General features: G+C 60.6%; 18 protein-coding genes. 11 read left to right on the forward strand and 7 right to left on the reverse strand.

Annotated features, from left to right (window positions below):
• The first annotated feature begins 45 nt into the window (after positions 1-45).
• The 4 genes from HBO41_RS03925 to HBO41_RS03940 all read left to right on the forward strand — a co-directional run bounded on the left by HBO41_RS03925 (position 46) and on the right by HBO41_RS03940 (position 6,216).
• Positions 46-2,610 carry a TonB-dependent receptor gene (locus HBO41_RS03925; protein ID WP_169985177.1) on the forward strand — a complete coding sequence of 855 codons (2,565 nt, stop codon included), beginning with the start codon at positions 46-48 and terminating at the stop codon, positions 2,608-2,610.
• A 135-nt stretch (positions 2,611-2,745) separates the two neighbouring features.
• The gene (locus HBO41_RS03930; protein ID WP_017139763.1) at positions 2,746-3,354 is read left to right on the forward strand and encodes a biliverdin-producing heme oxygenase; all 609 of its coding nucleotides are present in this window, start codon (positions 2,746-2,748) and stop codon (positions 3,352-3,354) included.
• A gap of 182 nt (positions 3,355-3,536) precedes the next feature.
• Positions 3,537-3,938, forward strand: coding sequence for a YbaN family protein (locus tag HBO41_RS03935; protein ID WP_017139762.1), 402 nt, complete (start codon positions 3,537-3,539; stop codon positions 3,936-3,938).
• Positions 3,939-4,077: 139 nt separating this feature from the next.
• Entirely contained in the window at positions 4,078-6,216 is a 2,139-nt protein-coding gene (locus HBO41_RS03940; RefSeq protein ID WP_169985179.1) for a methyl-accepting chemotaxis protein, read from the forward strand.
• A gap of 119 nt (positions 6,217-6,335) precedes the next feature.
• Here HBO41_RS03940 and HBO41_RS03945 read toward each other — a convergent pair whose 3' ends face one another.
• A complete protein-coding gene (locus HBO41_RS03945; protein ID WP_017139760.1) occupies positions 6,336-6,899 on the reverse strand; it encodes an NAD(P)H nitroreductase in 564 nt (187 codons plus the stop codon).
• A gap of 139 nt (positions 6,900-7,038) precedes the next feature.
• Here HBO41_RS03945 and HBO41_RS03950 point away from each other — a divergent pair, with 139 nt between their 5' ends.
• Genes HBO41_RS03950 through HBO41_RS03960 form a run of 3 tightly spaced genes read left to right on the forward strand, consistent with a single transcriptional unit; the run spans position 7,039 to position 10,665 of the window.
• Complete coding sequence (locus HBO41_RS03950) at positions 7,039-8,466, forward strand: di-heme oxidoredictase family protein (RefSeq protein ID WP_169985181.1); 1,428 nt, start codon at positions 7,039-7,041, stop codon at positions 8,464-8,466.
• Positions 8,467-8,497: 31 nt separating this feature from the next.
• On the forward strand, positions 8,498-9,562 hold the full coding sequence (locus tag HBO41_RS03955; protein ID WP_017139758.1) for an imelysin family protein: 1,065 nt from the start codon (positions 8,498-8,500) through the stop codon (positions 9,560-9,562).
• A gap of 2 nt (positions 9,563-9,564) precedes the next feature.
• Positions 9,565-10,665, forward strand: coding sequence for a DUF1513 domain-containing protein (locus HBO41_RS03960; RefSeq protein ID WP_099549365.1), 1,101 nt, complete (start codon positions 9,565-9,567; stop codon positions 10,663-10,665).
• A gap of 55 nt (positions 10,666-10,720) precedes the next feature.
• On the opposite strand, the gene HBO41_RS03965 is transcribed toward HBO41_RS03960, so the two are convergent.
• From HBO41_RS03965 to colR, 5 genes are all read right to left on the reverse strand, one after another.
• Entirely contained in the window at positions 10,721-10,948 is a 228-nt protein-coding gene (locus tag HBO41_RS03965; protein WP_017139756.1) for a hypothetical protein, read from the reverse strand.
• On the reverse strand, positions 10,945-11,664 hold the full coding sequence (locus HBO41_RS03970; protein WP_017139755.1) for a lipopolysaccharide kinase InaA family protein: 720 nt from the start codon (positions 11,662-11,664) through the stop codon (positions 10,945-10,947). The genes HBO41_RS03965 and HBO41_RS03970 overlap by 4 nt, the downstream gene beginning before the upstream one ends.
• A 4-nt stretch (positions 11,665-11,668) precedes the next feature.
• A complete protein-coding gene (locus HBO41_RS03975; RefSeq protein ID WP_169985184.1) occupies positions 11,669-12,349 on the reverse strand; it encodes a class I SAM-dependent methyltransferase in 681 nt (226 codons plus the stop codon).
• A 189-nt stretch (positions 12,350-12,538) separates the two neighbouring features.
• Complete coding sequence (locus tag HBO41_RS03980; protein ID WP_017139753.1) at positions 12,539-13,819, reverse strand: HAMP domain-containing sensor histidine kinase; 1,281 nt, start codon at positions 13,817-13,819, stop codon at positions 12,539-12,541.
• Positions 13,809-14,492 carry a two-component system response regulator ColR gene (colR, locus tag HBO41_RS03985; protein WP_003175870.1) on the reverse strand — a complete coding sequence of 228 codons (684 nt, stop codon included), beginning with the start codon at positions 14,490-14,492 and terminating at the stop codon, positions 13,809-13,811. Before colR ends, HBO41_RS03980 begins: the two co-directional genes overlap by 11 nt.
• Positions 14,493-14,692: 200 nt before the next feature.
• Between colR and HBO41_RS03990 the strand changes: the two genes are divergently transcribed.
• The 4 genes from HBO41_RS03990 (at position 14,693) to HBO41_RS04005 (ending at position 19,402) form a co-directional block, all read left to right on the forward strand.
• Positions 14,693-16,642: an LTA synthase family protein gene (locus HBO41_RS03990; protein WP_099549364.1), complete on the forward strand. Its 1,950-nt coding sequence runs from the start codon at positions 14,693-14,695 to the stop codon at positions 16,640-16,642.
• A 77-nt stretch (positions 16,643-16,719) separates the two neighbouring features.
• Positions 16,720-17,415, forward strand: coding sequence for a response regulator transcription factor (locus tag HBO41_RS03995; protein ID WP_169985186.1), 696 nt, complete (start codon positions 16,720-16,722; stop codon positions 17,413-17,415).
• Positions 17,408-18,703, forward strand: a complete 1,296-nt coding sequence (locus HBO41_RS04000) for a sensor histidine kinase KdpD (protein WP_017139750.1) — start codon at positions 17,408-17,410, stop codon at positions 18,701-18,703. Before HBO41_RS03995 ends, HBO41_RS04000 begins: the two co-directional genes overlap by 8 nt.
• A 321-nt stretch (positions 18,704-19,024) precedes the next feature.
• Complete coding sequence (locus HBO41_RS04005; protein WP_138454142.1) at positions 19,025-19,402, forward strand: hypothetical protein; 378 nt, start codon at positions 19,025-19,027, stop codon at positions 19,400-19,402.
• Positions 19,403-19,596: 194 nt separating this feature from the next.
• On the opposite strand, the gene groL is transcribed toward HBO41_RS04005, so the two are convergent.
• The gene (gene groL / locus HBO41_RS04010) at positions 19,597-21,243 is read right to left on the reverse strand and encodes a chaperonin GroEL (RefSeq protein ID WP_017139749.1); all 1,647 of its coding nucleotides are present in this window, start codon (positions 21,241-21,243) and stop codon (positions 19,597-19,599) included.
• Positions 21,244-21,291: the final 48 nt, after the last annotated feature.

The following is a 21,291-nucleotide window of genomic DNA, read 5'->3' on the forward strand; positions in this document are numbered from 1 at the left end:
TGATCAGCTCGCAACTATAAGATTCGTATCCCCGGAGCGCTCTCGATGTCCTCTCGTTTCAACCGCCGGTCCTCTTCGCCCGTTCTGTCCTTGCTCACCGCCGCCATCCTGCTGGCCAGCGCGCCGGTGATGGCCGCCACTGCCGCCGAACCGGCCGCGCGCAGCCACGGCAATTACAGTTTCAGTATTGAACAGCAGCCCTTGGTGTCGGCGTTGAATGCCTTTACCAGCGTGACCGGCTGGCAAGTCGGCCTGCCGGCAGAGCTTGGCCAGGGTGTGTCGTCCCCCGGCGTGCGCGGCGCACTCTCGCCGGAAAAAGCCCTGGACCGGTTGTTGCTGGGCACCAACCTGAGCTACCGCAAACTGGGCAATAACAACATCGTGCTGGAAAAGCGCCCGGCCGGCAGCACGCTCAACCTGCAACAGGTGACCATCAGCGCCACCCGCAGTGAGCAGGACGTCAACAGCGTGCCAAGCACCGTTACTGTGCATGCGCGTGAGGAGCTGGACCGCCAGAACGTGAACACCATCCGTGAACTGGTGCGTTACGAGCCCAACGTGTCGGTCGGCGGCGCAGGCACCCGCGCCAGCAACGCCGGCTACAACATTCGCGGCATCGACGGCGACCGCATCCTCACTCAAGTGGACGGCGTGGAAGTGCCGGACAACTTCTTCAACGGCCCGTACGCCAAAACCCGCCGTAACTATGTCGACCCGGAAATCGTCAAGCGCGTCGAGATCCTGCGCGGCCCAGCCTCGGCCCTGTACGGCAGCAGCGCCATCGGCGGCGCGGTGAGCTACTTCACCCTCGACCCGGACGATATCATCAAGCCCGGCCAGGACGTCGGCGCCCGCCTCAAAACCGGCTACAGCTCCGCCGACGACAGCTGGCTGACCTCCGGCACCGTCGCCGGCCGCGTGCAGGACTTCGACGGTTTGCTGCACCTGAGCCAGCGCAATGGCCATGAAATGGAGTCCTACGACGGCAACAACGCCACCGGCCTGGCCCGTACCGGCGCTAACCCGGAAGATGCGCGCACCACCAATATCCTGGCGAAAATGGGTTGGAATTATGGCGATGACAATCGGCTGGGATTGACCTATGAGAAGTTCAAGGATGATCGCGATGTCAATCTGAAGAACGCCGTGGGCGGCCCCTTCGTCGGCGGGCGTGGCTTCAATTTCTACCGTGGGCGTTCGGGTAACGACACCATCACCCGTGAACGCTTCGGCATCGAAAACCGCTTTGCCCTCGACTCGCCGATAGCCGATCAGATCAAGACCAGCCTCAACTACCAGATCGCCAAGACTGACCAGAGCACCGCTGAAATCTACCAGCCATCGCGCCGCGTCATGCGCACCCGCGACACCCTGTACGAAGAGAAACAGTGGGTCTTCGACGCACAGCTGGACAAGGCGTTCAGCCTCGGTGAAACCGATCACCAAGTGACTTACGGCACCACCCTCAAGCAGCAGAAAGTCAGCGGCTCGCGCGAAGGCTCGGCCTACTGCCTCGCCGTCGGCTCAGGTTGCACGGCGATCGGCGCGCCCAGCCCGTCTGCCGGCGACAGCGTGAAAAAGTCCAGCGACTTCCCGGACCCGACCATCAACACTTACTCGCTGTTCGCCCAGGACCAGATCAGCTGGGACAAATGGACCTTCCTGCCCGCCGTACGTTACGACTACACCCGGCTCAAGCCCAAGCTGACCCAGGAATTCCTCAACACCGTCAACCCGACCGGCGCCTACCCGGTCAGCGACAAAGAAAAAACCTGGCACCGCGTCACGCCAAAATTCGGCCTGACCTACGCGCTAACCGATCAGTACACCTGGTTCGGCCAGTACGCCGAGGGCTTCCGCACCCCGTCGGCCAAGGCGCTGTATGGCCGCTTTGAAAACCTCAACCTGGGCTACACCGTCGAGCCAAACCCGAACCTCAAGCCGGAAACCAGCAAGGGTATCGAGACCGGAATTCGCGGCCAGTTCGATGAGGGCTCCTTCGACATCGCGGTGTTCTACAACAAGTACCGCGACTTTATCGACGAAGACGCCTCGGTCGCCGGCGGCGACATCCAAACTTTCGAAGCCAACAACATCAAGCACGCCACCATCAAGGGGGTTGAGGCCAAAGGCCGCCTGAACCTCGATGCGTTCGGAGCGCCACAAGGCCTCTACACCCAAGGTTCGGTGGGCTACACCTACGGCCGCAACGACGACAACGGCGAGCCGCTCAACAGCGTCAACCCGCTTAAAGGCGTATTCGGCCTGGGCTACGAGCAAGAGCAATACGGCGCGCTGGTCAGCTGGACGCTGGTGAAAAAACAGAACCGTGTCGACAGCACCACCTTCCACGCGCCGGATGGCAGCACCAGCGCTCCGTTCAAGACCCCAGGCTTTGGCATCGTCGACCTCACCGGTTTCTACAAAGTCACCAACGACGTGACCATCAACGGCGGCCTCTACAACCTCACCGACAAGAAGTACTGGAACTGGGATGACGTGCGCAGCTACGACGGCGTCGGCGAAGCCGGCGTGACCGCACCGGCCAACCTCGACCGCCTGACCCAGCCGGGTCGCAACTTCGCGATCAACCTGATCTGGGACATCTGACAGCCGCCCTCACCTTGCCGCCCTTTATCAGCAGCGAGGTGAGGTTTTTTTACTGTGCCGCGTCTTCTTGTTCGTCTAGTTGATAACAGCTCTCTTTAGAGCACCCAGGCGCGCCCCTTCTCAAGGATTTTTTCGATGACCGCTTCTCCTACCGCAGAACGCCCAAGCCTGCGCTCCCAGCGCCTGAACCAGATCACCCACGCGCCACACACCAAGCTCGACGCGCTGGTCAAAGCCCACGCGCCGTTTGAAACCCCAGCCAACTTCGCCCGTTTTGTAGTGGCGCAGTACCTGTTCCAGTCGGAACTGGTGGCGCTGTACAACGACCCCGAGCTGATCAAGATCGTCCCGGACCTGGCTGAGCGCTGCCGCGCCGACGCCGCCAAACTAGACCTGGCCGACCTGGAAACCGACGTGCCAGCACCGGTTGCCGGCGCCGTGAAAAACCCGAGCAAAGCCGAAGCCCTCGGCTGGTTGTTCGTGTCCGAAGGCTCCAAGCTGGGCGCTGCATTCTTGATCAAGCGCGCCGTGGGCCTGGGCCTGAGCGAAACCTTCGGTGCCCGTCACTTGGGCGAGCCGGCCGGTGGCCGCGCTGAAGGCTGGAAGCGCTTCACCCGCACCCTCGACGGCCTGGCGTTCAGCGCCGAAGAAGAAGCGGCGGTGGAGAAAGGTGCAATCGATGCGTTTGTGCGCTTCACCGTGCTGCTGGAACAGGCGTACGCTAGCGCCCCTGAACTGGCGTAACAGGCCACGATGGGCGCTGGCTTGTGTGGGAGCTGGCTTGCCTGCGATGCGGTCACCTCGGCCTACCTGTCAGACCGAGTCGATGCTATCGCAGGCAAGCCAGCTCCCACACAAGCCAGCTCCCACATTTGAGCGGATTTCAGTTCGAATAATGTGTAACCCCTCAACAGATAAACTTCAGCATGACCGGCAAAACCCAATCCACCTCAAAAATCGCCCAACTGCTCTTCGGCCTGCTGGCCTACGTCAGCCTGGGCATTGGGTTGGTGGCGATTGTCATACCGGGTTTGCCCACCACCGAATTCATCCTGCTGGCCGCCTGGGCGGCGACTAAAAGCTCGCCGCGCCTGAGCGCCTGGCTGGAAAACCACCGGCTGTTCGGACCGATTCTGTTCAACTGGCGCAATGGCAAGATCATCGCGCGCCGCGCCAAAGTCAGCGCCACCGTGAGCATGCTGCTGTGCGCCGTGTTGATGTTGGTGATGCTCGATCACGGCTGGCCGATCTACCTGGCGATTGCCGGCATGAGCCTGGGCAACCTGTGGATCTGGTCACGCCCGGAACGGCTTGCAGCCCCCGTATAACGCAGCGCGTAGTCCTTTTCCTACCGCTCATCGCCTTTCCCTCATGAAACATCCCGTTACGCCGATGTTCCGGACATAGCGCCGAATGGACTTGGCTCGCCCTGCTTGCCTTTCAACGAGTCCAATCGCGAGTGAACCTATGTTCGACACCCTCTCCATCCGCTTGAAAATCGTGCTGTTGTCCGGCCTTTGTCTGCTGGGGGTGATAGCGCTGATCATCAGTATCAACCTGTACGAGACCGGTCAGAATGACCATTTGATCAGCGATTCAAGCTCGCGAATGCTCACCCAAAGCGTTCAACACCTGCTGCAAGCCAAGGCCGCCGAACAAGCAGTGCAGTTACAGAAAACCTTTGGCGAAAACCTCGTGGTGGTCACCGCGCTGGCCGATCACGTCAAAGACCTGCGTGCCCTCGCCAACAAACGAGCGCTGGAGCCCGGCGCATTGCGAGAAGAGCTCAACCAGAGTGTCAAAACCGCCTTTGAGCGCAACAGCAAGGTACTGGGCATCTGGCTGTCATTCGAACCCAATGGCCTGGATGGCAAAGACAGCGACTTCGTCAACGACAAAACCCGCGTCTCCAATGAAAAAGGCCGTTTCTCCAGCTACTGGAGCCGCGCTGGCGGCGAAGGCCTGAACACCGTGATGGTCGAGGATGACCTGACCAAAACGACTCTCAACCTCAGCGGCACGCCCTACAACATCTGGTACACCTGCCCACGAGACACGCGCTCGGTGTGCCTGCTCGACCCGTATTCCGATGAAGTGGCCGGCAAGCAGGTGCTGATGACCACTATTTCGCTGCCGCTGATCGTAGACGGCAAAGTCATTGGTGTGGTCGGTATCGACCTGGCGCTCAATACGCTGCAGGCGATGACGGACGCGGCGCAAAAAGAACTGTTCGACGGCGCGGCGCACCTGGAGATTCTGTCCAGCACCGGTTTGATTGCGGCCTACAGCGGCCAGCCGGACAAAGTCGGCAAAAACCTGATCGACACCATCGGCGCGGAAGGCAAGGAAATCGTGCAACTGCTGGCCAACGATACACGCACGATCCGTGAGCAAGATGACACGATCCGCGCCGTGTACCCGGTCAAGCCGATTGCCGACGCCAAGGCCTGGGGCGTTGTGATCAAACTGCCCAAGAACGTGATGCTGGCCGACACCTTGAAACTGCAAGACGTGCTCGACAAAGCCCAAGCCTCGGGCACGCTCAAAGCCTTGCTGGTCGGCGCCGCCGCGGCCCTGCTCGGCCTGCTGCTGATCTGGTTGACCGCCACCGGCGTGACCCGCCCGATCAACACCGTTGCGGCCATGCTCAAGAACATCGCCAGCGGCGAAGGCGACCTCACGCAGCGCCTGACCTACGCCAAGAAGGACGAACTGGGCGAGTTGGCAAACTGGTTCAACCGCTTCCTCGACAAGCTGCAACCGACCATTGCGCAGATCAAGCAGAGCATCACTGAAGCGCGTGGCACGGCGGACCAGTCCTCAGCCATTGCCCGCCAGACCAGCGAAGGCATGCAGGTGCAGTTCCGCGAAATCGATCAGGTGGCCACTGCCTCCAATGAAATGAGCGCCACCGCCCATGATGTGGCCAACAGCGCCTCCAACGCTGCCAGCGCCGCCCGTGGCGCGGACCAATCGGCGCGCGACGGCATGTCGATCATCGAGCAGAGCACCCGCGACATCACTACCCTGGCCGAAGAAGTCAGCAAGGCCGTGACCGAAGTGGAAGCGTTGGCGGTCAACAGCGAGCAGATTGGTTCGGTGCTCGAAGTGATCCGCAGCATTGCCGAGCAAACCAACCTGCTGGCGCTGAACGCCGCCATCGAAGCCGCACGCGCAGGGGAAAGCGGGCGTGGGTTTGCGGTAGTGGCCGACGAGGTGCGCAACCTGGCCAAACGTACCCAGGACTCAGTAGAGGAAATTCGCCTGGTGATCGAGCGCATCCAGAGCGGCACCCGTGGCGTGGTGGCGACCATGCATTCCAGCCAGCACCAGGCCCAGAGCAATGCCGGGCAGATCCATCAAGCGGTGCAGGCGCTGGGCAAGATCAGTGACGCGGTAACAGTGATCAGCGACATGAACCTGCAGATCGCCAGCGCCGCCGAACAACAGAGCGCCGTGGCCGAAGAGGTCAACCGCAACGTTTCGGCGATCCGCACCGTGACCGAAACCCTCACCGGCCAGGCCACCGAGTCAGCGGCCATCAGCAGCCAACTGAATGCGCTGGCAACCCAGCAGATGAAGTTAATGGATCAGTTCAAGGTATAAACCCGATCTTCAAAACAATGAAGATCCGCTGTGGGAGCTGGCTTGCCTGCGATGGCGGTGGGTCAGTCAGTACATCCATGACTGACAGGCCATTATCGCAGGCAAGCCAGCTCCCACAATTAGACGCCGGTCCAGGCCTGAACAAACGCCGCTAAATCTTCTTTAGCCGCTGTACGCGGCGGGTTCTGCGGCGTGCCCAAATAGAGGAAGCCAATCACTTCCTCATCCGCCGTCAGCCCCAAGCCTTTAGCCACATGGGCCGAGTACGACAACTCACCGGTGCGCCACACCGCCCCGATCCCCTGCGCATAAGCCGCCAGCAAAATACCGTGTGCCGCACACGCAGCCGCCAGCAGTTGCTCGGATTTAGGCACTTTAAAGTGCTCTTGCAGACGCGCAATCACCACCACCACCAACGGCGCACGCAGCGGGCCGTTCTGGGCCTTGTCGATAGCGGCTTGCGGCGCGTCGGCGTCCTGCAGGCGTGCGGCTTCGGCCAGCAGCGTGCCCATCTGCTCACGGGCGGCGCCTTCTACGGTGAGAAAGCGCCATGGGCGCAGTTGACCATGGTCGGGCGCGCGCATGGCGGCGGCGAACAGCACATCGCGCTGCTCCTGGGTCGGCGCCGGCTCCAGCAAACGCGGCACGGAAACACGGTTGAGCAAAGCGTCGAGAGCCTGCATTGGCCACCTCCAGAAAAAATGTGCGGTCATTCTAGCGGGAATGAATCAAATACCACCAAACGATAATTGCTCTTATTCAATCCGCCCTGCCCTGTTAGACTTTGCGACCCTCTTTTTCGCCTTAGTCGCAGGAAACCCGATGGTCCGTTCGCCTCTTCGTCTGTGCGCAGCATTGATGGCCTTGAGCCTGACCGCCTGCGACGACGCCCCCAGGTTTACCAAGGCAGAGCCGGGTGAATCACGAGCGGGCGGCGCGACGACGGTGAACAAGCGCGACCAGAACGCGTTTTCCCTGCCTTCGGCCAACCTGGCGCCCACCCGTCGCCTGGATTTCAGCGTCGGCAACAGCTTCTTTCGCAGCCCCTGGGTGATTGCGCCGTCCACCACCACCGCGCGTGACGGTCTGGGCCCGTTGTTCAACACCAATGCTTGCCAGAACTGCCACATCAAGGACGGCCGTGGCCATCCGCCGCTGCCCGACGCGCCGAATGCGGTGTCGATGCTGGTGCGCCTGTCGATTCCGGCTGCACCTGTCGATGCCCGGCTCATCGAGCAGATCGGTGTGGTGCCTGAACCGGTTTACGGTGGGCAACTGCAGGACATGGCCGTGCCGGGCGTGGCACCTGAAGGCAAAGTGCGGGTCGACTACACGCCCGTCAACGTGACCTTCAAGGACGGCAGTGTGGTCGAGTTGCGCAAGCCAAACCTGCAAATCACCCAGTTGGGCTACGGCCCGATGCACCCCGAAACACTTTTCTCGGCGCGGATTGCGCCGCCGATGATCGGCCTGGGCCTGCTCGAAGCCATCAGCGATGCCGACATTCTGCGCAACACCGACGCGAAAACCGCCGACAAGGAAGCCCTCGTCGGTCGCGCCAATTGGGTCTGGGATGACGCGCAGCACCAAACCGTACTCGGGCGTTTTGGCTGGAAAGCCGGGCAACCCAACCTCAATCAACAAAATGTTCACGCGTTTTCTGGTGATATGGGCCTCACCACGTCCCTGAGACCCTTTGATGACTGCACCGACGCCCAAGTCGCCTGCAAACAGGCGCCCAATGGCAATGGCCCCGAGGGCGAGCCGGAAGTCAGCGATAACATCCTGCGCCTGGTGCTGTTCTACACCCGCAACCTCGCCGTGCCGGCACGCCGCGGCGTCAACACGCCGCAGGTGCTCGCCGGCAAAAACCTGTTCTACCAGGCCGGTTGCCAGGGTTGCCATAAGCCGACGTTCACCACGGCGGCCACAGCCGCCGAACCTGAATTGGCCAACCAGGTGATTCGCCCTTACAGCGACCTGCTGTTGCACGACATGGGCGAAGGCCTGGCCGACCACCGCAGCGAGTTCAAGGCCGGCGGCCGCGACTGGCGTACGCCGCCGTTGTGGGGCATTGGCCTGACGCAGGCCGTAAGTGGTCACACCCAGTTTTTGCATGATGGCCGCGCCCGTAACCTGCTCGAAGCCGTGCTCTGGCATGGCGGTGAAGCACAAGCGGCGCAGCAGCATGTGTTGTCCTTTAATGCCGAGCAGCGTGCTGCGTTGATGGCGTTCCTGAACTCTTTATAAGCATTGCCACAATTACAGTAGGGAGCTCGACATGTTCCGTCCCAAGTTGCTATTCACCAGCCTTGCCGCCCTCGCCCTCGGCGCCTGCTCGCCCCAGGACCCGCAAGCGGTGACCTCGGCGGCCATCGCCAAGCAAGTGATCCTGCCCACCTACAGCCGCTGGGTTGAAGCCGACCGCCAACTGGCCGTCAGCGCCCTCGCCTACTGCCAGGGCAAGGAAAGCCTGGAGACCGCCCGCGCCGACTTCCTGCATGCGCAAAAAGCCTGGGCTGAGCTGCAGCCGCTGCTGATCGGCCCGCTGGCCGAGGGCAACCGTTCGTGGCAAGTGCAGTTCTGGCCGGACAAGAAAAACCTTGTGGGCCGACAAGTCGAACAACTGGTCAGCGCCCAGCCGCAGATCGACGGCGCGGCCCTGGCCAAGTCCAGCGTGGTGGTGCAAGGCCTGTCGGCCTACGAATACATCCTCTACGACGCCAAGACCGACGTCGCCGACGAAGCCCAGAAAGCCCGTTACTGCCCACTGCTGGTGGCCATTGGTGAGCGTCAGAAAACCCTGGCCGAAGAGATCCTGGCAAGCTGGAACAGCACCGATGGCATGCTCGCGCAGATGACCAAGTTCCCGAACCAGCGCTACGCCGATTCCCACGAAGCCATCGCTGACCTGCTGCGCGTGCAAGTCACCGCACTGGATACCTTGAAGAAAAAACTCGGCACGCCGATGGGCCGCCAGACCAAGGGCATCCCGCAACCCTTCCAGGCCGATGCCTGGCGCAGCCAGTCGTCCCTGCAAAGCCTGCAAGCCAGCCTGGCGGCGGCGCAGACCGTGTGGGTCGGCGTCGACAACAAGGGCCTGCGCGGCCTGCTGCCGTCCGAGCAGAAGCCATTGGCCGACAAGATCGACGCCGCTTATGCAGCCTCGCTCAAGCTGTTCGCCAGCAACCAGCGCACGCTCAACGAATTGCTGGCCGACGATGCCGGGCGCCAACAGCTCAATGACATCTATGACAGCCTCAACGTGGTCCACCGCCTGCACGAAGGTGATTTGGCCAAGGCGCTGGGCATTCAACTGGGCTTTAACGCCAACGACGGTGACTGATGATGCTCAGGCGACAGGCTTTGGCGGTTGGCAGTGTGCTGCTCAGTGCACTCACTTTGGGTGGCTGGACGCTGTTCAAACAAAAGAAGCAGGCACCGCTGCTGCTGTCGGCACGCGATGATGCGGACGGCAAGCACTATGCCGTGGGTTTTCGCCTGGACGGCACGCAAGTGTTTGCCACCCAGGTCGGCCAGCGCTGCCATGACATCATCAACCACCCGATACTGCCGATTGCGCTGTTCGTCGCCCGTCGCCCGGGCACCGAGAGTTACCTGATCGACCTGCGTACTGGCACGCTGCTGCAAACCATCACCTCCAATGCCAATCGCCATTTCTATGGCCACGCGGTGATCCACAACAGCGGCGACTGGCTGTACGCCACCGAGAACGACACCTCCGACCCCGGCCGTGGCCTGCTCGGTGTGTACAGGTTCGAGGGCGAGCGGCTGGTGCACAGTGGCGAAATCTCCACCCATGGCATCGGCCCGCATCAAGTGTCATGGATGCCCGACGGCGAAACCCTGGTGGTGGCCAACGGCGGCATTCGCACCGAAGCCGAAAGTCGTGTGGAGATGAACCTCAACGCCATGGAACCGAGCCTGGTGCTGATGCACCGCGACGGCAGCCTGATCAGCAAGGAAACCCTGGACCAACAGATGAACAGCGTGCGGCATATGGGGATTGCCAGCGATGGCACAATCCTCACCGGGCAGCAGTTCATGGGGCCGTCCCAGGAGCGCTCCGAGTTGCTCGCGATCAAGCGCCCAGGGCAGCCGTTCGTGGCGTTCCCGGTGGCCGATGAGCAACTGCAAGCCATGGGGCATTACACCGCCAGCGTCGCCGTGCACAGCGAACTGCGTCTGGTCGCACTCACAGCGCCGCGGGGTAACAGGTTTTTTATCTGGGACATGGACAGCGGTGCGCTGCGCCTGGACGGACCGTTGCCCGATTGTGCCGGTGTAGGTGCGGTGACGGATGGCTTTGTCGTCACCTCAGGCCAGGGCCGTTGTCGCTTCTACGATTGCCGCCAGCCGCAGTTGGTGGCCAAGCCGCTGGAGCTGCCCTCGGGGCTTTGGGACAACCACTTGCACCTGATAATTTGAGAAAAAAAAGGGCCTCGCATCGCAAGGCCCTTTTGTCGGGGGGGGGTGGAATCTTTCAACTCTGCGGCCTCATCCCTTGGGACATCCCGAACATGAACAACAGCAAGTCATGATCCGGCTTGGCCGCCACACTCGTCTTGGCAACACGTGGCAGCAGGCATTGCCCGCTACCCTGTGCCGCACTGAGCACCTGTGTGCGAGGTTGTTCCCACACAGCCAGCGCCAGGGCTGCAATGCCCAACGCGCCGACCAGGAACACACCTCGTGCTATTTCTAGCTTCATCTAGTTAAGCCCTTGATAGCGCTGCCAAACGCCGTCTCGTAAAAGTAGCTGAGTTTTTCCCAGTCGGTACTGTTCCACGACGAATGGCGACGCAGTTGCAGCATGTCATGGGAAGCGGCCCGATAAGCGGTCAACCGCTGGCGGCACTTTTCAAAATCCAGCAGCGCCACTTCCACGTTGGCCGAGTCGCCTTCGCCGGTCACTCGTACAAAAATGTGCTTGATGTACAGGCAACCATGTTGCCAGCGGCCCTTGTGCATGCGCGCCAGGGTGCCCGCCAATTCCTTGAGCATGCGCTCATGGAGCAACTCGCCGTACTGCTCACGGCCGCCGGCGGCGTACCAGTTTTCGATCTCGTCGAAACCGTCCAGGGACGCCGTGACCAACAAGGCTTTCCATTGGTGCTCGGGGTCACGGCGTGCGCCGCAGAACACCAGTTCCGGTACGCGTACATCCAGCGAACGCAGGCCTTTGAGGGCGTCACGTTCGCGCAACACGGTCGGTCGTCCGAACGGGTGAAGCCAACTGCGGTAGATATGACCGGTCTGACGCTTGCTGTAGAGCAAGCGGCCATTTGGGCTGACCACCCGCTGCACACCGCTTTCACCACCGCGTCGGCGGTTGGGTTCCTCGACCCACTCGCCCTGCTGACGCCAGAAAAAATCAAATCGTTCTTCGGGAGCTACGTGACTGCCTGATACGCACTCAACTGCCATCCTGTTACCTCTTACGCAATACATAGACTCGCCACATGGCGTAGAGCGGCATGAAGTCCAGGGATTCCTGGACCCGGAAACCGGCCTGCTCAAATTCTGCCTCGACAGTAGCAGCCGGTAACACAAACCGGTTTTGGTAACCTTCCTGCTCACCTTTCTTGCGACGCTTGGCTTCGGCGCGCTTGCGTTTCCACGCCTTGAAATTGCCATCCACCCACAACGAAATAATCACGCTGTCGCGGGTAACCCGCTGAAATTCTTTCAGTATTGCCAGCCTGTGCACCGGATCACCAATGTGGTGCATCAAGCGCATGCAAAAAATACTGTCGACCGAGTTATCGGGCAAATCGATATCAAAGGCAGACGTTTGCAAAGGCCGTACCCGCTTCACCACCTCCGCCGGCTGGGCGACGGTGGCAACTTTCAACATCGACTCCGAATTGTCAGCGCCGATAATCACACGGTTGGGCTTCTCCGCCAACAATGGCCAGAACCGCCCGGCACCGCAAGGCAGGTCCAGCACCAGGCCCGGCTCACCCGCCAGGGCCAACGCACCGCGCGCCAATTGCTCGTCGCGTTTGTGGGACAGCCGGCGAGCCAGATTGTCCTGATGCTTGAGCAAATAATTCTGCGCGTGCTGATCGTCGTACTTTTCGGAAAAATCGAGCTTGATTGGGGTAGACATCAACGGATCTCCAGTAGCTGATGCTTACAACCTTAAGCAGCAAACTGTGATCAACAGGTCAACCCGTTGTGAAAAACTTGTCCTGTCCAACCCCATACATTTCAAGACTTTACAGATACAAGCAGTGGCATGGGGCCATCTTCGCCGAAAAGCGGGGTATCTGCCGCAGGATAGCGGCAGGGAAAGTACTCAGGGTTTGACCTGGCTCAACTCGACATGGAAACGGCAGCCATTGGGCTCCATAGTACTAAGGCTGACGCTCCAGCCCTGGCTCTCGCAGATGCGTTGCACCAGCGACAAGCCCAGGCCGAGGCCTTCTCCGCGCTTCTCGCTGCCGCGCACAAAGGGCTCGAACATCGCTTCACGCTTGTCCTCGGGAATGCCCACCCCAGAGTCTTCGACGATAAAGCCACTCGGTTCCAGCGTGAGGCGGATAAAGCCCTGCTCGGTGTAGTGCAACGCGTTGCGCAGCAAGTTGCCCATCACGGCGTGCAAGAAGGTGGTGTTGTAGCGGGTATCCAGGGGATTGCCCGGGTTATAGATCAACTCAAGGCCCTTTTGCTCGATAGGCCCTCGCCAGATGCCGAGTAAGTCCTCCGCCACCTGCGTGACGTTGACCTGCGGCGACATGGCGGCATCATCGTGTTTGGCACGCGCCAGCATGAGGAAGGTTTGCACCAGCTCGCGCATTTCTTCGCACGCACGGGCGATTCGCAGCACTTGGTTGCGGCCACGCGGGTCAATAGCCGGGTTTTCCAATAGCAGCTCGCAGGAACTGGCCAGTACCATCAACGGCGTGCGCAGTTCGTGGCTGACGTCGCTGGTGAACAGCTGCTCACGGGACAAGGCCGCGCGCAGGCGGCCCAGGGTGGCGTCGAACGCCACGGCCAACTCGCCGACTTCATCGGCGGCGTAGTCCGGCGCCAGCGGCGGCGCCAAGCCAAGCAATTGGTCACGATGGCGCACCTGGCGGGCCAGACGCACCACCGGCGCCATCACCTTGCGGGCCAGCACCCAACCAAGGAAAACCGCCAGTGCGAGGCTGAGCACAAAGCCCACCAGCACCACGGCAAACAGCACGCGCTCGCGCTCTTCGAAATCGCTTTGGTCTTGCAGCAACACATACCGTCGGCCATCCACCACTTCAACCATGGCGTGGTACGACAGCGATTCGCGGAATACTTCGTGAAAGCCCGGCTCCAGGTGCCGAAGGTCTTTGGGCAGCTCGAAATCCCCAGGGCCGCCGCTGAAGTAAAACAGCTGGTCGGGCTCGGGCCGGTGGCTCCAGTCCTCGACACTGTCCATCAGCAACAGGCGCTGCAGGTCGCCGCCCAGGCCGGCCGAAATCAGTTTTTCTTCCACCAGGTGCACGGTCGCAATGATGCCCATGGCGAAGGCCCCCGCCACCAACGCACTCATCAAGGCAAAGGCGATGATGATCCGCTGGGCAAGGCTTTGCTTAAACTCCATCACGGCCCTCGGCCAGGCGATAACCCACACCGTGTACCGTTTGCAGCAACGGCTTGGCGAACGGCTTATCGATCACCTGACGCAATTGGTGAACGTGGCTGCGCAGACTGTCGCTGTCCGGGCAATCATCGCCCCACAGGGCTTCTTCGAGGATTTCGCGGCGCAGTACGTGCGGGCTTTTTTGCATCAACACCGCGAGCAACTTCAATCCCACCGGGTTGAGCTTGAGCAGGCGCCCTTCGCGGGTGACTTCCAGGGTATCAAGGTCGTAGCTCAAGTCACCGACTTGCAGGGCACGGCGCCCGCCGCCCTGGGCACGGCGCAAAACGGCTTCGATGCGCGCGGCCAGCTCGGACAAGGCAAAGGGTTTGAGCAGGTAGTCATCGGCGCCGGACTTGAAGCCCTGCAGCCGGTCATCCAATTGGTCGCGGGCGGTGAGCATGATCACCGGCGTATCGCGGCGGGCGTCTTCACGCAGACGTTTGCACAGCGTGTAGCCATCGATACCGGGCAGCATGATGTCGAGCACGATCAGGTCGTAATGCTCGGTGGCGGCCAGGTGCAGGCCCGACAAACCGTCCTGCGCGCAGTCCACGGTGTAGCCTTTTAGCCCCAGGTAATCGGCCAGGTTGGCCAGAATATCGCGGTTGTCTTCAACCAATAGAATTCGCATGGGCAGTGTCTCCGTACGCGGTAACGGCCTTGTTGGCTCGCGCAGCTTAAGGCCAAGTGTGGCTCAGGGATAGACCTTGAGGTCACGTCGATAAAGGTTTTCAACCAATTACATATTCCAACAAGTTTTTCACTATAGCTTCACAAACTGATTACAGTGTCAGGTCGAACATCGCGCCCATCGATATAAGGAATATGGACATGGGGTTTTTCAAAACAGCGCCTATGCGCTTTCTGCTGCTCGTCACCGCCACCTGGCTGGTGATTTTCCTGCTGACCCGCAGCGTGCTGCTGATCACCCATCTGGATGAAGTCGGTGGCAATTTGCTGCCGGTGTTTGGCGTGGGTTTGCTCTATGACCTGAGCTTCCTGGTGTATGCCGCCTTGCCGCTGGGCCTGTATCTGCTGCTGTGCCCGCCCGCGTTGTGGCGCCGCCGCGGCCATCGCTGGTTCCTGCAAGCGGTGCTCACCGTCAGCGTGTTCGCCATGCTGTTCACTGCGGTCGCTGAATGGTTGTTCTGGGATGAGTTCGGTGTGCGCTTCAACTTCATTGCCGTCGACTACCTGGTGTATTCCAAGGAGGTGTTGAACAACCTGCTGGAGTCCTACCCGATCGGCAAGCTGCTCAGTTTGTTGGCGATGCTGGCGATAGTCGTGAGCCTTGCCCTGCGCAAGCCGTTCAATGCGGCGATGAACGCCCCGCTCCCTGCCATGCGCGGCCGCTTGCTGAATGCCCTGTGCCTGTTGGTAGCTGCCGGTCTGAGTGTGCAATTGATCAGCCAGAACAGCCCGCGTGCCCAAGGCGGCAATGCCTACATGAACGAATTGGCGAGCAACGGCCCCTACCAATTTTTTGCCGCCTTTCGCAATAACGAACTCGATTACACGCAGTTCTACAAAAGCCTGCCAACCGAAGTTGTCGCCAAACAGTTGCGCGCAGAACTCAGTGAACCCAATGCGCACTTTATCGGCACAGACCCGCTGGATATCCGCCGCACTATCGACAACCCAGGCACATTGCGTAAACCCAACATCGTGCTGGTGACCATCGAAAGCTTCAGCGCCAAATACATGGGCAGCAATGGCGATGAGAACAACCTGACGCCCAACCTCGATGCGCTGCGTAAACAAAGCCTGTACTTCAATAACTTCTATGCCACCGGCACCCGCACTGACCGTGGGCTGGAAGCGATCACCTTGGCGATTCCACCCACGCCCGGCCGCTCGATCGTCAAGCGCATTGGCCGTGAAAGCGGTTTCGCAAGCCTTGGCCAACAACTCGGTGCCGTCGGTTACGACAGCGTGTTCGTCTACGGCGGGCGCGGTTACTTCGACAATATGAACGCGTTTTTCAGCGGCAACGGTTATCGGGTCGTCGACCAGAGCAGTGTGCCGGAAGCGGAAATTTCGTTTAAGAACGCCTGGGGCATGGCTGATGAAGACCTCTACCGGCAAACCCTGAAACTCGCGGATGCCGACTACGCCAAGCAGCAGCCTTTCCTGCTGCAACTGATGACCACGTCCAACCACCGTCCCTACACCTACCCGGACGGGCGCATTGATATCAAGTCCGGTAAAGGCCGTGACGGCGCCGTCAAATACACCGACCACGCTATTGGCGAGTTCCTCGACGCGGCACGCCAGAAACCCTGGTTCGATAACACGATTTTCGTGTTCGTCGCCGACCACACCGCCGGCAGTGCAGGCAAGGAAGACTTGCCGATCACCAACTACCAGATCCCGCTGTTCATCTATGCCCCCAAGCTGATCGAAGCCCGGGAAAGCGCACAACTGGCCAGCCAGATCGACCTTGCGCCGACCTTGCTGGGCCTGATCAACCTGAGCTACGAGTCGACCTTCTTCGGCCGCAACCTGTTGCAGGACAACCCGTTGCCACCGCGCGTGGTGGTCGGCAACTACCAGTATCTGGGGCTGTTTGACGGCAAGGACCTGGCCATTCTAAGCCCACGCCAGGGCCTGCGTCGCCACGATCAAGCCCTGGGTGAAAGCCAGGAGCTGCGTGTAGGCAGTGATGATCCGTTGATCCAACGCGCAATCACCTACTACCAAGCGGCCAGCTATGGCTACACCCAACAATTGCTGAGCTGGAAGGGGCCGAAGGAAGTGCCCCCCGCAATCAGCGTACGCTGACAGCTGCGCTCTGGCCCTTGCCTACCACAGGGCAAGGGCGTGACACTTGCGCCATCCTCCGGCGATGGCGCCTTTGCATGTCCGACTCCCTGTTGCTGATTGAAGATGACCGCCCATTGGCCGCGCTGACGGCCGAGTTCCTGCGCGCGGAGGGTTTTACCGTCGCCGTGGAGCACCGTGGTGATCGCGCCGCACAGCGCATTCTTGATGAAAAACCGGCACTGTTGATCCTCGATGTCATGTTGCCGGGCGTCGACGGTTTTACCCTGTGCCGCCAGATTCGCGACAGCTACCCCGGGCTGATCCTGATGATGACCGCGCTGGATGAAAACGCCGAGCAATTAACCGGATTTGACGTGGGCGCCGACGACTACGTGGTCAAACCCGTCGACCCGCTGCTGTTGCTGGCCCGGGTGCGCTCGTTGCTGCGTCGTCACCGCCAGGCGCCCAATGCGTCTTATCAGTGGGGCGCGTTTCGGTTGGACCTTAATAGCCATTTCGCCTGGCTCGACGGTACGCCATTGCAATTCTCGGTGGCCGAGTTCGAACTGCTGGCGATTTTCGCCCGCCATAGCGGCGTGTTACTGACCCGCGAGAAACTCCTGCAAAGCTTACGCGGCCTGGAATACGACGGGCTTAACCGCTCCATTGATATGCGTGTGTCGCGCCTGCGCAAAAAGCTGATGACCCTGGCCTGCCCGGTGACCATCCAGACCATCACGGCCCAAGGCTACCTGTTTGTCGAAATCCCCCAGGCGGCCCAGCATGTTTAAACTGCGCCCCTGGATGGTGGCCGTGGCGGGCGCGGGCTGGACGAGCTTGACCCTTTATCTGTTGTGGCTGTGCACCAACGCCTCGGTGTTTGTCGGCGAGGACAGTTTTTTGCGTTTGATGGCCGGCCCAGGCTATTTGGTGGCCGAGCAGCTCAAAGGCTTGCCTGCCGAGAAACGTGAAGCGCGCATGGACATCCTGCGCGCGCACTTCCAGTACCCGGTAGAGCTGATCCCGTATGACGACGTCGAATTGCCGCCCGAAGCCATGGTCATGCTCGAACACCAGCAGCCAGCACTGAACAGCGACGAAGACATCAGCTACTTCCCGCTGGACGACGAAACCGTGATCCGATTCGGCCCTATGTGGGGCAGTGCCGAGGTCAAGGACCTGCTGAAATTTCCGATTTTCTGGATGACCGCCTGCGTCGCCGGCTTGCCGGTTTTGCTGTTGCTCGGCCTCGGTTTGCGTGCGTACCGACGGCATAACAAAGACCTGGCCACACTCAACACGTGCCTGGGCACGCTGGCACGCACGCCAAACGTGATGCTGCCCGCCCTGGGCAAGGAATGGACGCCGTTGCTGCTGACTTTGCAACAGCATGCGCGGGACATCAGCGCCATGAGCGAACGCCATCGCGAAGTCTCTCAAGCCGTCTCCCACGAACTGCGCACACCGCTGGCGCGCATGCGTTTCGCCCTTACGTTGCTGAGCAAGAGCGAAGACCCGCCGACCCGCGCACGCCTTCAGGAGCGCTTGCAAACCGATGTCGAAGAACTCGAAGCCCTGGTTCGCGCCAGCTTGGCCTTTGCGCGAATGGCCGGCGCGCCGACCGATTTGCAGCACGAACCCATCAACCTGCGTGATTGGCTGCACCAGGAGTTCGCCTTACTGGATGGGCACCACCGTCAATTAAGCCTGGAAACCGAGCCTGCACAGCTTGAACTGATCGGCGACCGTGCCCTGCTGCACTTGATCGTGCGCAACCTCTTGAGCAACGCCATCACCTATGCACGTGATCGAGTGTGCGTGAGCGCCACCTATCAGGGTGAGCAGCACTTGGTGCTGCATGTCGACGATGATGGCCCCGGTATATTGGCGGAGAACCGTGAAAAGATTTTCGAGCCTTTTGTGCGGCTTGCCATGGGCGGCGACGAACCCAGTGGCTTCGGCCTCGGCCTGGCGCTGGCCAAGCGCGCAACCCAGTGGCACCACGGTGAGTTGTCGGTAACCCGCAGCCCGCTGGGCGGCGCACGCATGAGCCTGATACTGCCGTTGCGCCCTCTTTAGAGCCATGCCTTTCAAGGTCTTTGGGCTGATGCGTTCAAGTAAGTCGAGTCAGAAATCGCACTGGAGAAAAGTAACCCGTGGCGAGCAGGCTTGCCCTGCGTTGGGCTGCGCAGCAGCCCCAGTCCGTTATAACTGGCTCACCGAGTCGCCTGATTTGGGGCGGCTTCGCCACCCAACGCAGGGCAAGCCTGCTCGCCACAGTGACAGTGTTCGTCCTTATTGAAGGGTATCGCCGGTTGTAGCGCTGTTACAGCCTGTGACAGCGCAGCCATCCCATCGCCCGTAACCTCGCCAACTGAATCCCGGTTGGAGAGCCCTGTCATGCATCCCCGTAAGAAGCATTTGCCCACCTTGATGCTGTCGCTGTGCATCGTTGCCGGCGTGTTCGTGCCCGGTAATGCGTCGGCCTCGCGCCTGGCGGTTACGGACAAGCCATCACCACGGATGGAAGACAAACACGCTGGCGATCACACCGCCAATACGGCACGTCGGCCAACGGCGCAGGATGCGCTCCTCACCCCGCCACCTCGGAGGTGGCCCCGAGCCGCCGGCGTTGAGAAACTCACGCACCTGCCTGTCCCTGGCCCACTCAACCAAGCTGCTGCACCGCAACCCGTGGCACTTATGCCGGCTGCCCAAGTAACCCTGGCAAGGGGCATGACCTTCAGGAAGCTGTTGCGACGTCGTACATTGGGTTGAGATCAACACAGGCGGCCATGTGGGAGCCGGGCTTGCCCGCGATGCAGGCGACTCGGTATGTCTGGTGCACCGAGGTGATGCCATCGCAGGCAAGCCAGTTCCCACATGGGTTCTCCTGCATTTTGAATACCGCACAAAAAAGCCCCGCCTGCATCACTGCAGGCGGGGCTTTTTAATAGCTGGGTAAGGCTGGCTTACATCATGCCGCCCATGCCACCCATGCCGCCCATGTCTGGCATACCGCCGCCAGCTGCGCCTTCAGCCTTTGGCTTGTCAGCGATTGCAGCTTCGGTAGTCAGGATCAGGCTACCGATCGAGGCTGCTGCTTGCAGCGCGGAACGAGTCACCTTGGTAGGGTCCAGGATGCCCATTTCGATCATGTCGCCGTATTCGCCAGTCGCAGCGTTGTAACCGTAGTTACCTTTGCCGTTCTTGACTTCGTTGACCACAACGCTTGGCTCGTCGCCGGAGTTGGCAGCGATCTGACGCAGCGGCGCTTCAACGGCGCGACGCAGAACAGCGATACCGACGTTCTGGTCAGCGTTGTCGCCGGTCAGATCAGCCAGTGCTTCCAGAGCGCGGATCAGCGCAACGCCACCGCCAGGTACCACGCCTTCTTCAACGGCTGCACGGGTTGCGTGCAGGGCGTCTTCAACGCGGGCTTTCTTCTCTTTCATTTCAACTTCGGAACCGGCGCCAACCTTGATCACTGCAACGCCGCCGGACAGCTTGGCCAGACGCTCTTGCAGTTTTTCACGGTCGTAGTCGGACGAAGTCTCGGCAACCTGGGCACGGATCTGAGTGATGCGAGCCTGGATATCCTGCTCAACGCCAGCACCGTCAACGATGATGGTGTTTTCTTTGGAGATGGTCACGCGCTTGGCGCTACCCAGGTTTTCCAGGGTGGCGCTTTCCAGGCTCAGGCCGATCTCTTCGGAGATAACGGTACCGCCGGTCAGAACGGCGATGTCCTGCAGCATGGCCTTGCGACGGTCGCCGAAGCCTGGCGCCTTGACGGCGGCGACTTTAACGATGCCACGCATGTTGTTCACAACCAGAGTCGCCAGGGCTTCGCCTTCAACGTCTTCGGAAACGATCAGCAGTGGGCGGCCGGCTTTGGCAACGGCTTCCAGCACTGGCAGCATTTCGCGGATGTTCGAGATCTTTTTGTCGACCAGCAGGATCAGCGGGCTGTCCAGCTCGGCAACCATGGTCTCAGGCTTGTTGACGAAGTAAGGGGACAGGTAGCCACGGTCGAACTGCATGCCTTCTACAACCGACAGTTCGTTTTCCAGGCCAGTGCCTTCTTCAACGGTGATCACGCCTTCTTTACCGACTTTTTCCATGGCTTCGGCAATGATGTCGCCGATGGAGTTGTCGGAGTTGGCGGAGATGGTGCCTACCTGAGCGATAGCCTTGGTGTCGGCGCATGGCTTGGACAGCTTTTTCAGCTCAGCAACGATGGCGATGGTCGCCTTGTCGATGCCGCGCTTGAGGTCCATCGGGTTCATGCCGGCAGCGACGGCCTTGTAGCCTTCGTTGACGATGGCCTGAGCCAGTACGGTAGCGGTGGTGGTGCCGTCGCCTGCGTCATCGTTGGCACGGGAGGCAACGTCTTTGACCAGCTGCGCGCCCATGTTTTCGAAACGGTCTTCCAGTTCGATTTCTTTGGCTACCGAAACGCCGTCCTTGGTGATGGTCGGAGCGCCGAAGCTCTTCTCGATAACCACGTTACGGCCTTTAGGACCCAGGGTCGCTTTTACCGCGTCGGCCAGGATGTTGATACCGGTGAGCATTTTCTTGCGGGCGGAATCGCCGAATTTAACTTCTTTAGCAGCCATGATCGATATTCCTTAAATACTTTGTAGTAACGGGAAAATGAGCGGGGA

Origin of the sequence: Pseudomonas sp. WS 5146 (genome assembly GCF_012985495.1) — a bacterium.
Taxonomy (GTDB): domain Bacteria; phylum Pseudomonadota; class Gammaproteobacteria; order Pseudomonadales; family Pseudomonadaceae; genus Aquipseudomonas; species Aquipseudomonas edaphica.

What these genes read in the sequence shown, in the direction of transcription:
- HBO41_RS03970 (WP_017139755.1), bottom strand. Translation starts at nt 11,664, where the DNA reads ATGGCAGTTGAGTGCGTATCAGGCAGTCACGTAGCTCCCGAAGAACGA.
- HBO41_RS03955 (WP_017139758.1), top strand. Translation starts at nt 8,498, where the DNA reads ATGTTCCGTCCCAAGTTGCTATTCACCAGCCTTGCCGCCCTCGCCCTC.
- HBO41_RS03930 (WP_017139763.1), top strand. Translation starts at nt 2,746, where the DNA reads ATGACCGCTTCTCCTACCGCAGAACGCCCAAGCCTGCGCTCCCAGCGC.
- HBO41_RS03975 (WP_169985184.1), bottom strand. Translation starts at nt 12,349, where the DNA reads ATGTCTACCCCAATCAAGCTCGATTTTTCCGAAAAGTACGACGATCAG.
- HBO41_RS03935 (WP_017139762.1), top strand. Translation starts at nt 3,537, where the DNA reads ATGACCGGCAAAACCCAATCCACCTCAAAAATCGCCCAACTGCTCTTC.
- HBO41_RS03925 (WP_169985177.1), top strand. Translation starts at nt 46, where the DNA reads ATGTCCTCTCGTTTCAACCGCCGGTCCTCTTCGCCCGTTCTGTCCTTG.
- groL (WP_017139749.1), bottom strand. Translation starts at nt 21,243, where the DNA reads ATGGCTGCTAAAGAAGTTAAATTCGGCGATTCCGCCCGCAAGAAAATG.
- HBO41_RS03990 (WP_099549364.1), top strand. Translation starts at nt 14,693, where the DNA reads ATGGGGTTTTTCAAAACAGCGCCTATGCGCTTTCTGCTGCTCGTCACC.
- colR (WP_003175870.1), bottom strand. Translation starts at nt 14,492, where the DNA reads ATGCGAATTCTATTGGTTGAAGACAACCGCGATATTCTGGCCAACCTG.
- HBO41_RS03995 (WP_169985186.1), top strand. Translation starts at nt 16,720, where the DNA reads ATGTCCGACTCCCTGTTGCTGATTGAAGATGACCGCCCATTGGCCGCG.
- HBO41_RS03980 (WP_017139753.1), bottom strand. Translation starts at nt 13,819, where the DNA reads ATGGAGTTTAAGCAAAGCCTTGCCCAGCGGATCATCATCGCCTTTGCC.
- HBO41_RS04005 (WP_138454142.1), top strand. Translation starts at nt 19,025, where the DNA reads ATGCATCCCCGTAAGAAGCATTTGCCCACCTTGATGCTGTCGCTGTGC.
- HBO41_RS03965 (WP_017139756.1), bottom strand. Translation starts at nt 10,948, where the DNA reads ATGAAGCTAGAAATAGCACGAGGTGTGTTCCTGGTCGGCGCGTTGGGC.
- HBO41_RS04000 (WP_017139750.1), top strand. Translation starts at nt 17,408, where the DNA reads ATGTTTAAACTGCGCCCCTGGATGGTGGCCGTGGCGGGCGCGGGCTGG.
- HBO41_RS03960 (WP_099549365.1), top strand. Translation starts at nt 9,565, where the DNA reads ATGCTCAGGCGACAGGCTTTGGCGGTTGGCAGTGTGCTGCTCAGTGCA.
- HBO41_RS03940 (WP_169985179.1), top strand. Translation starts at nt 4,078, where the DNA reads ATGTTCGACACCCTCTCCATCCGCTTGAAAATCGTGCTGTTGTCCGGC.
- HBO41_RS03945 (WP_017139760.1), bottom strand. Translation starts at nt 6,899, where the DNA reads ATGCAGGCTCTCGACGCTTTGCTCAACCGTGTTTCCGTGCCGCGTTTG.
- HBO41_RS03950 (WP_169985181.1), top strand. Translation starts at nt 7,039, where the DNA reads ATGGTCCGTTCGCCTCTTCGTCTGTGCGCAGCATTGATGGCCTTGAGC.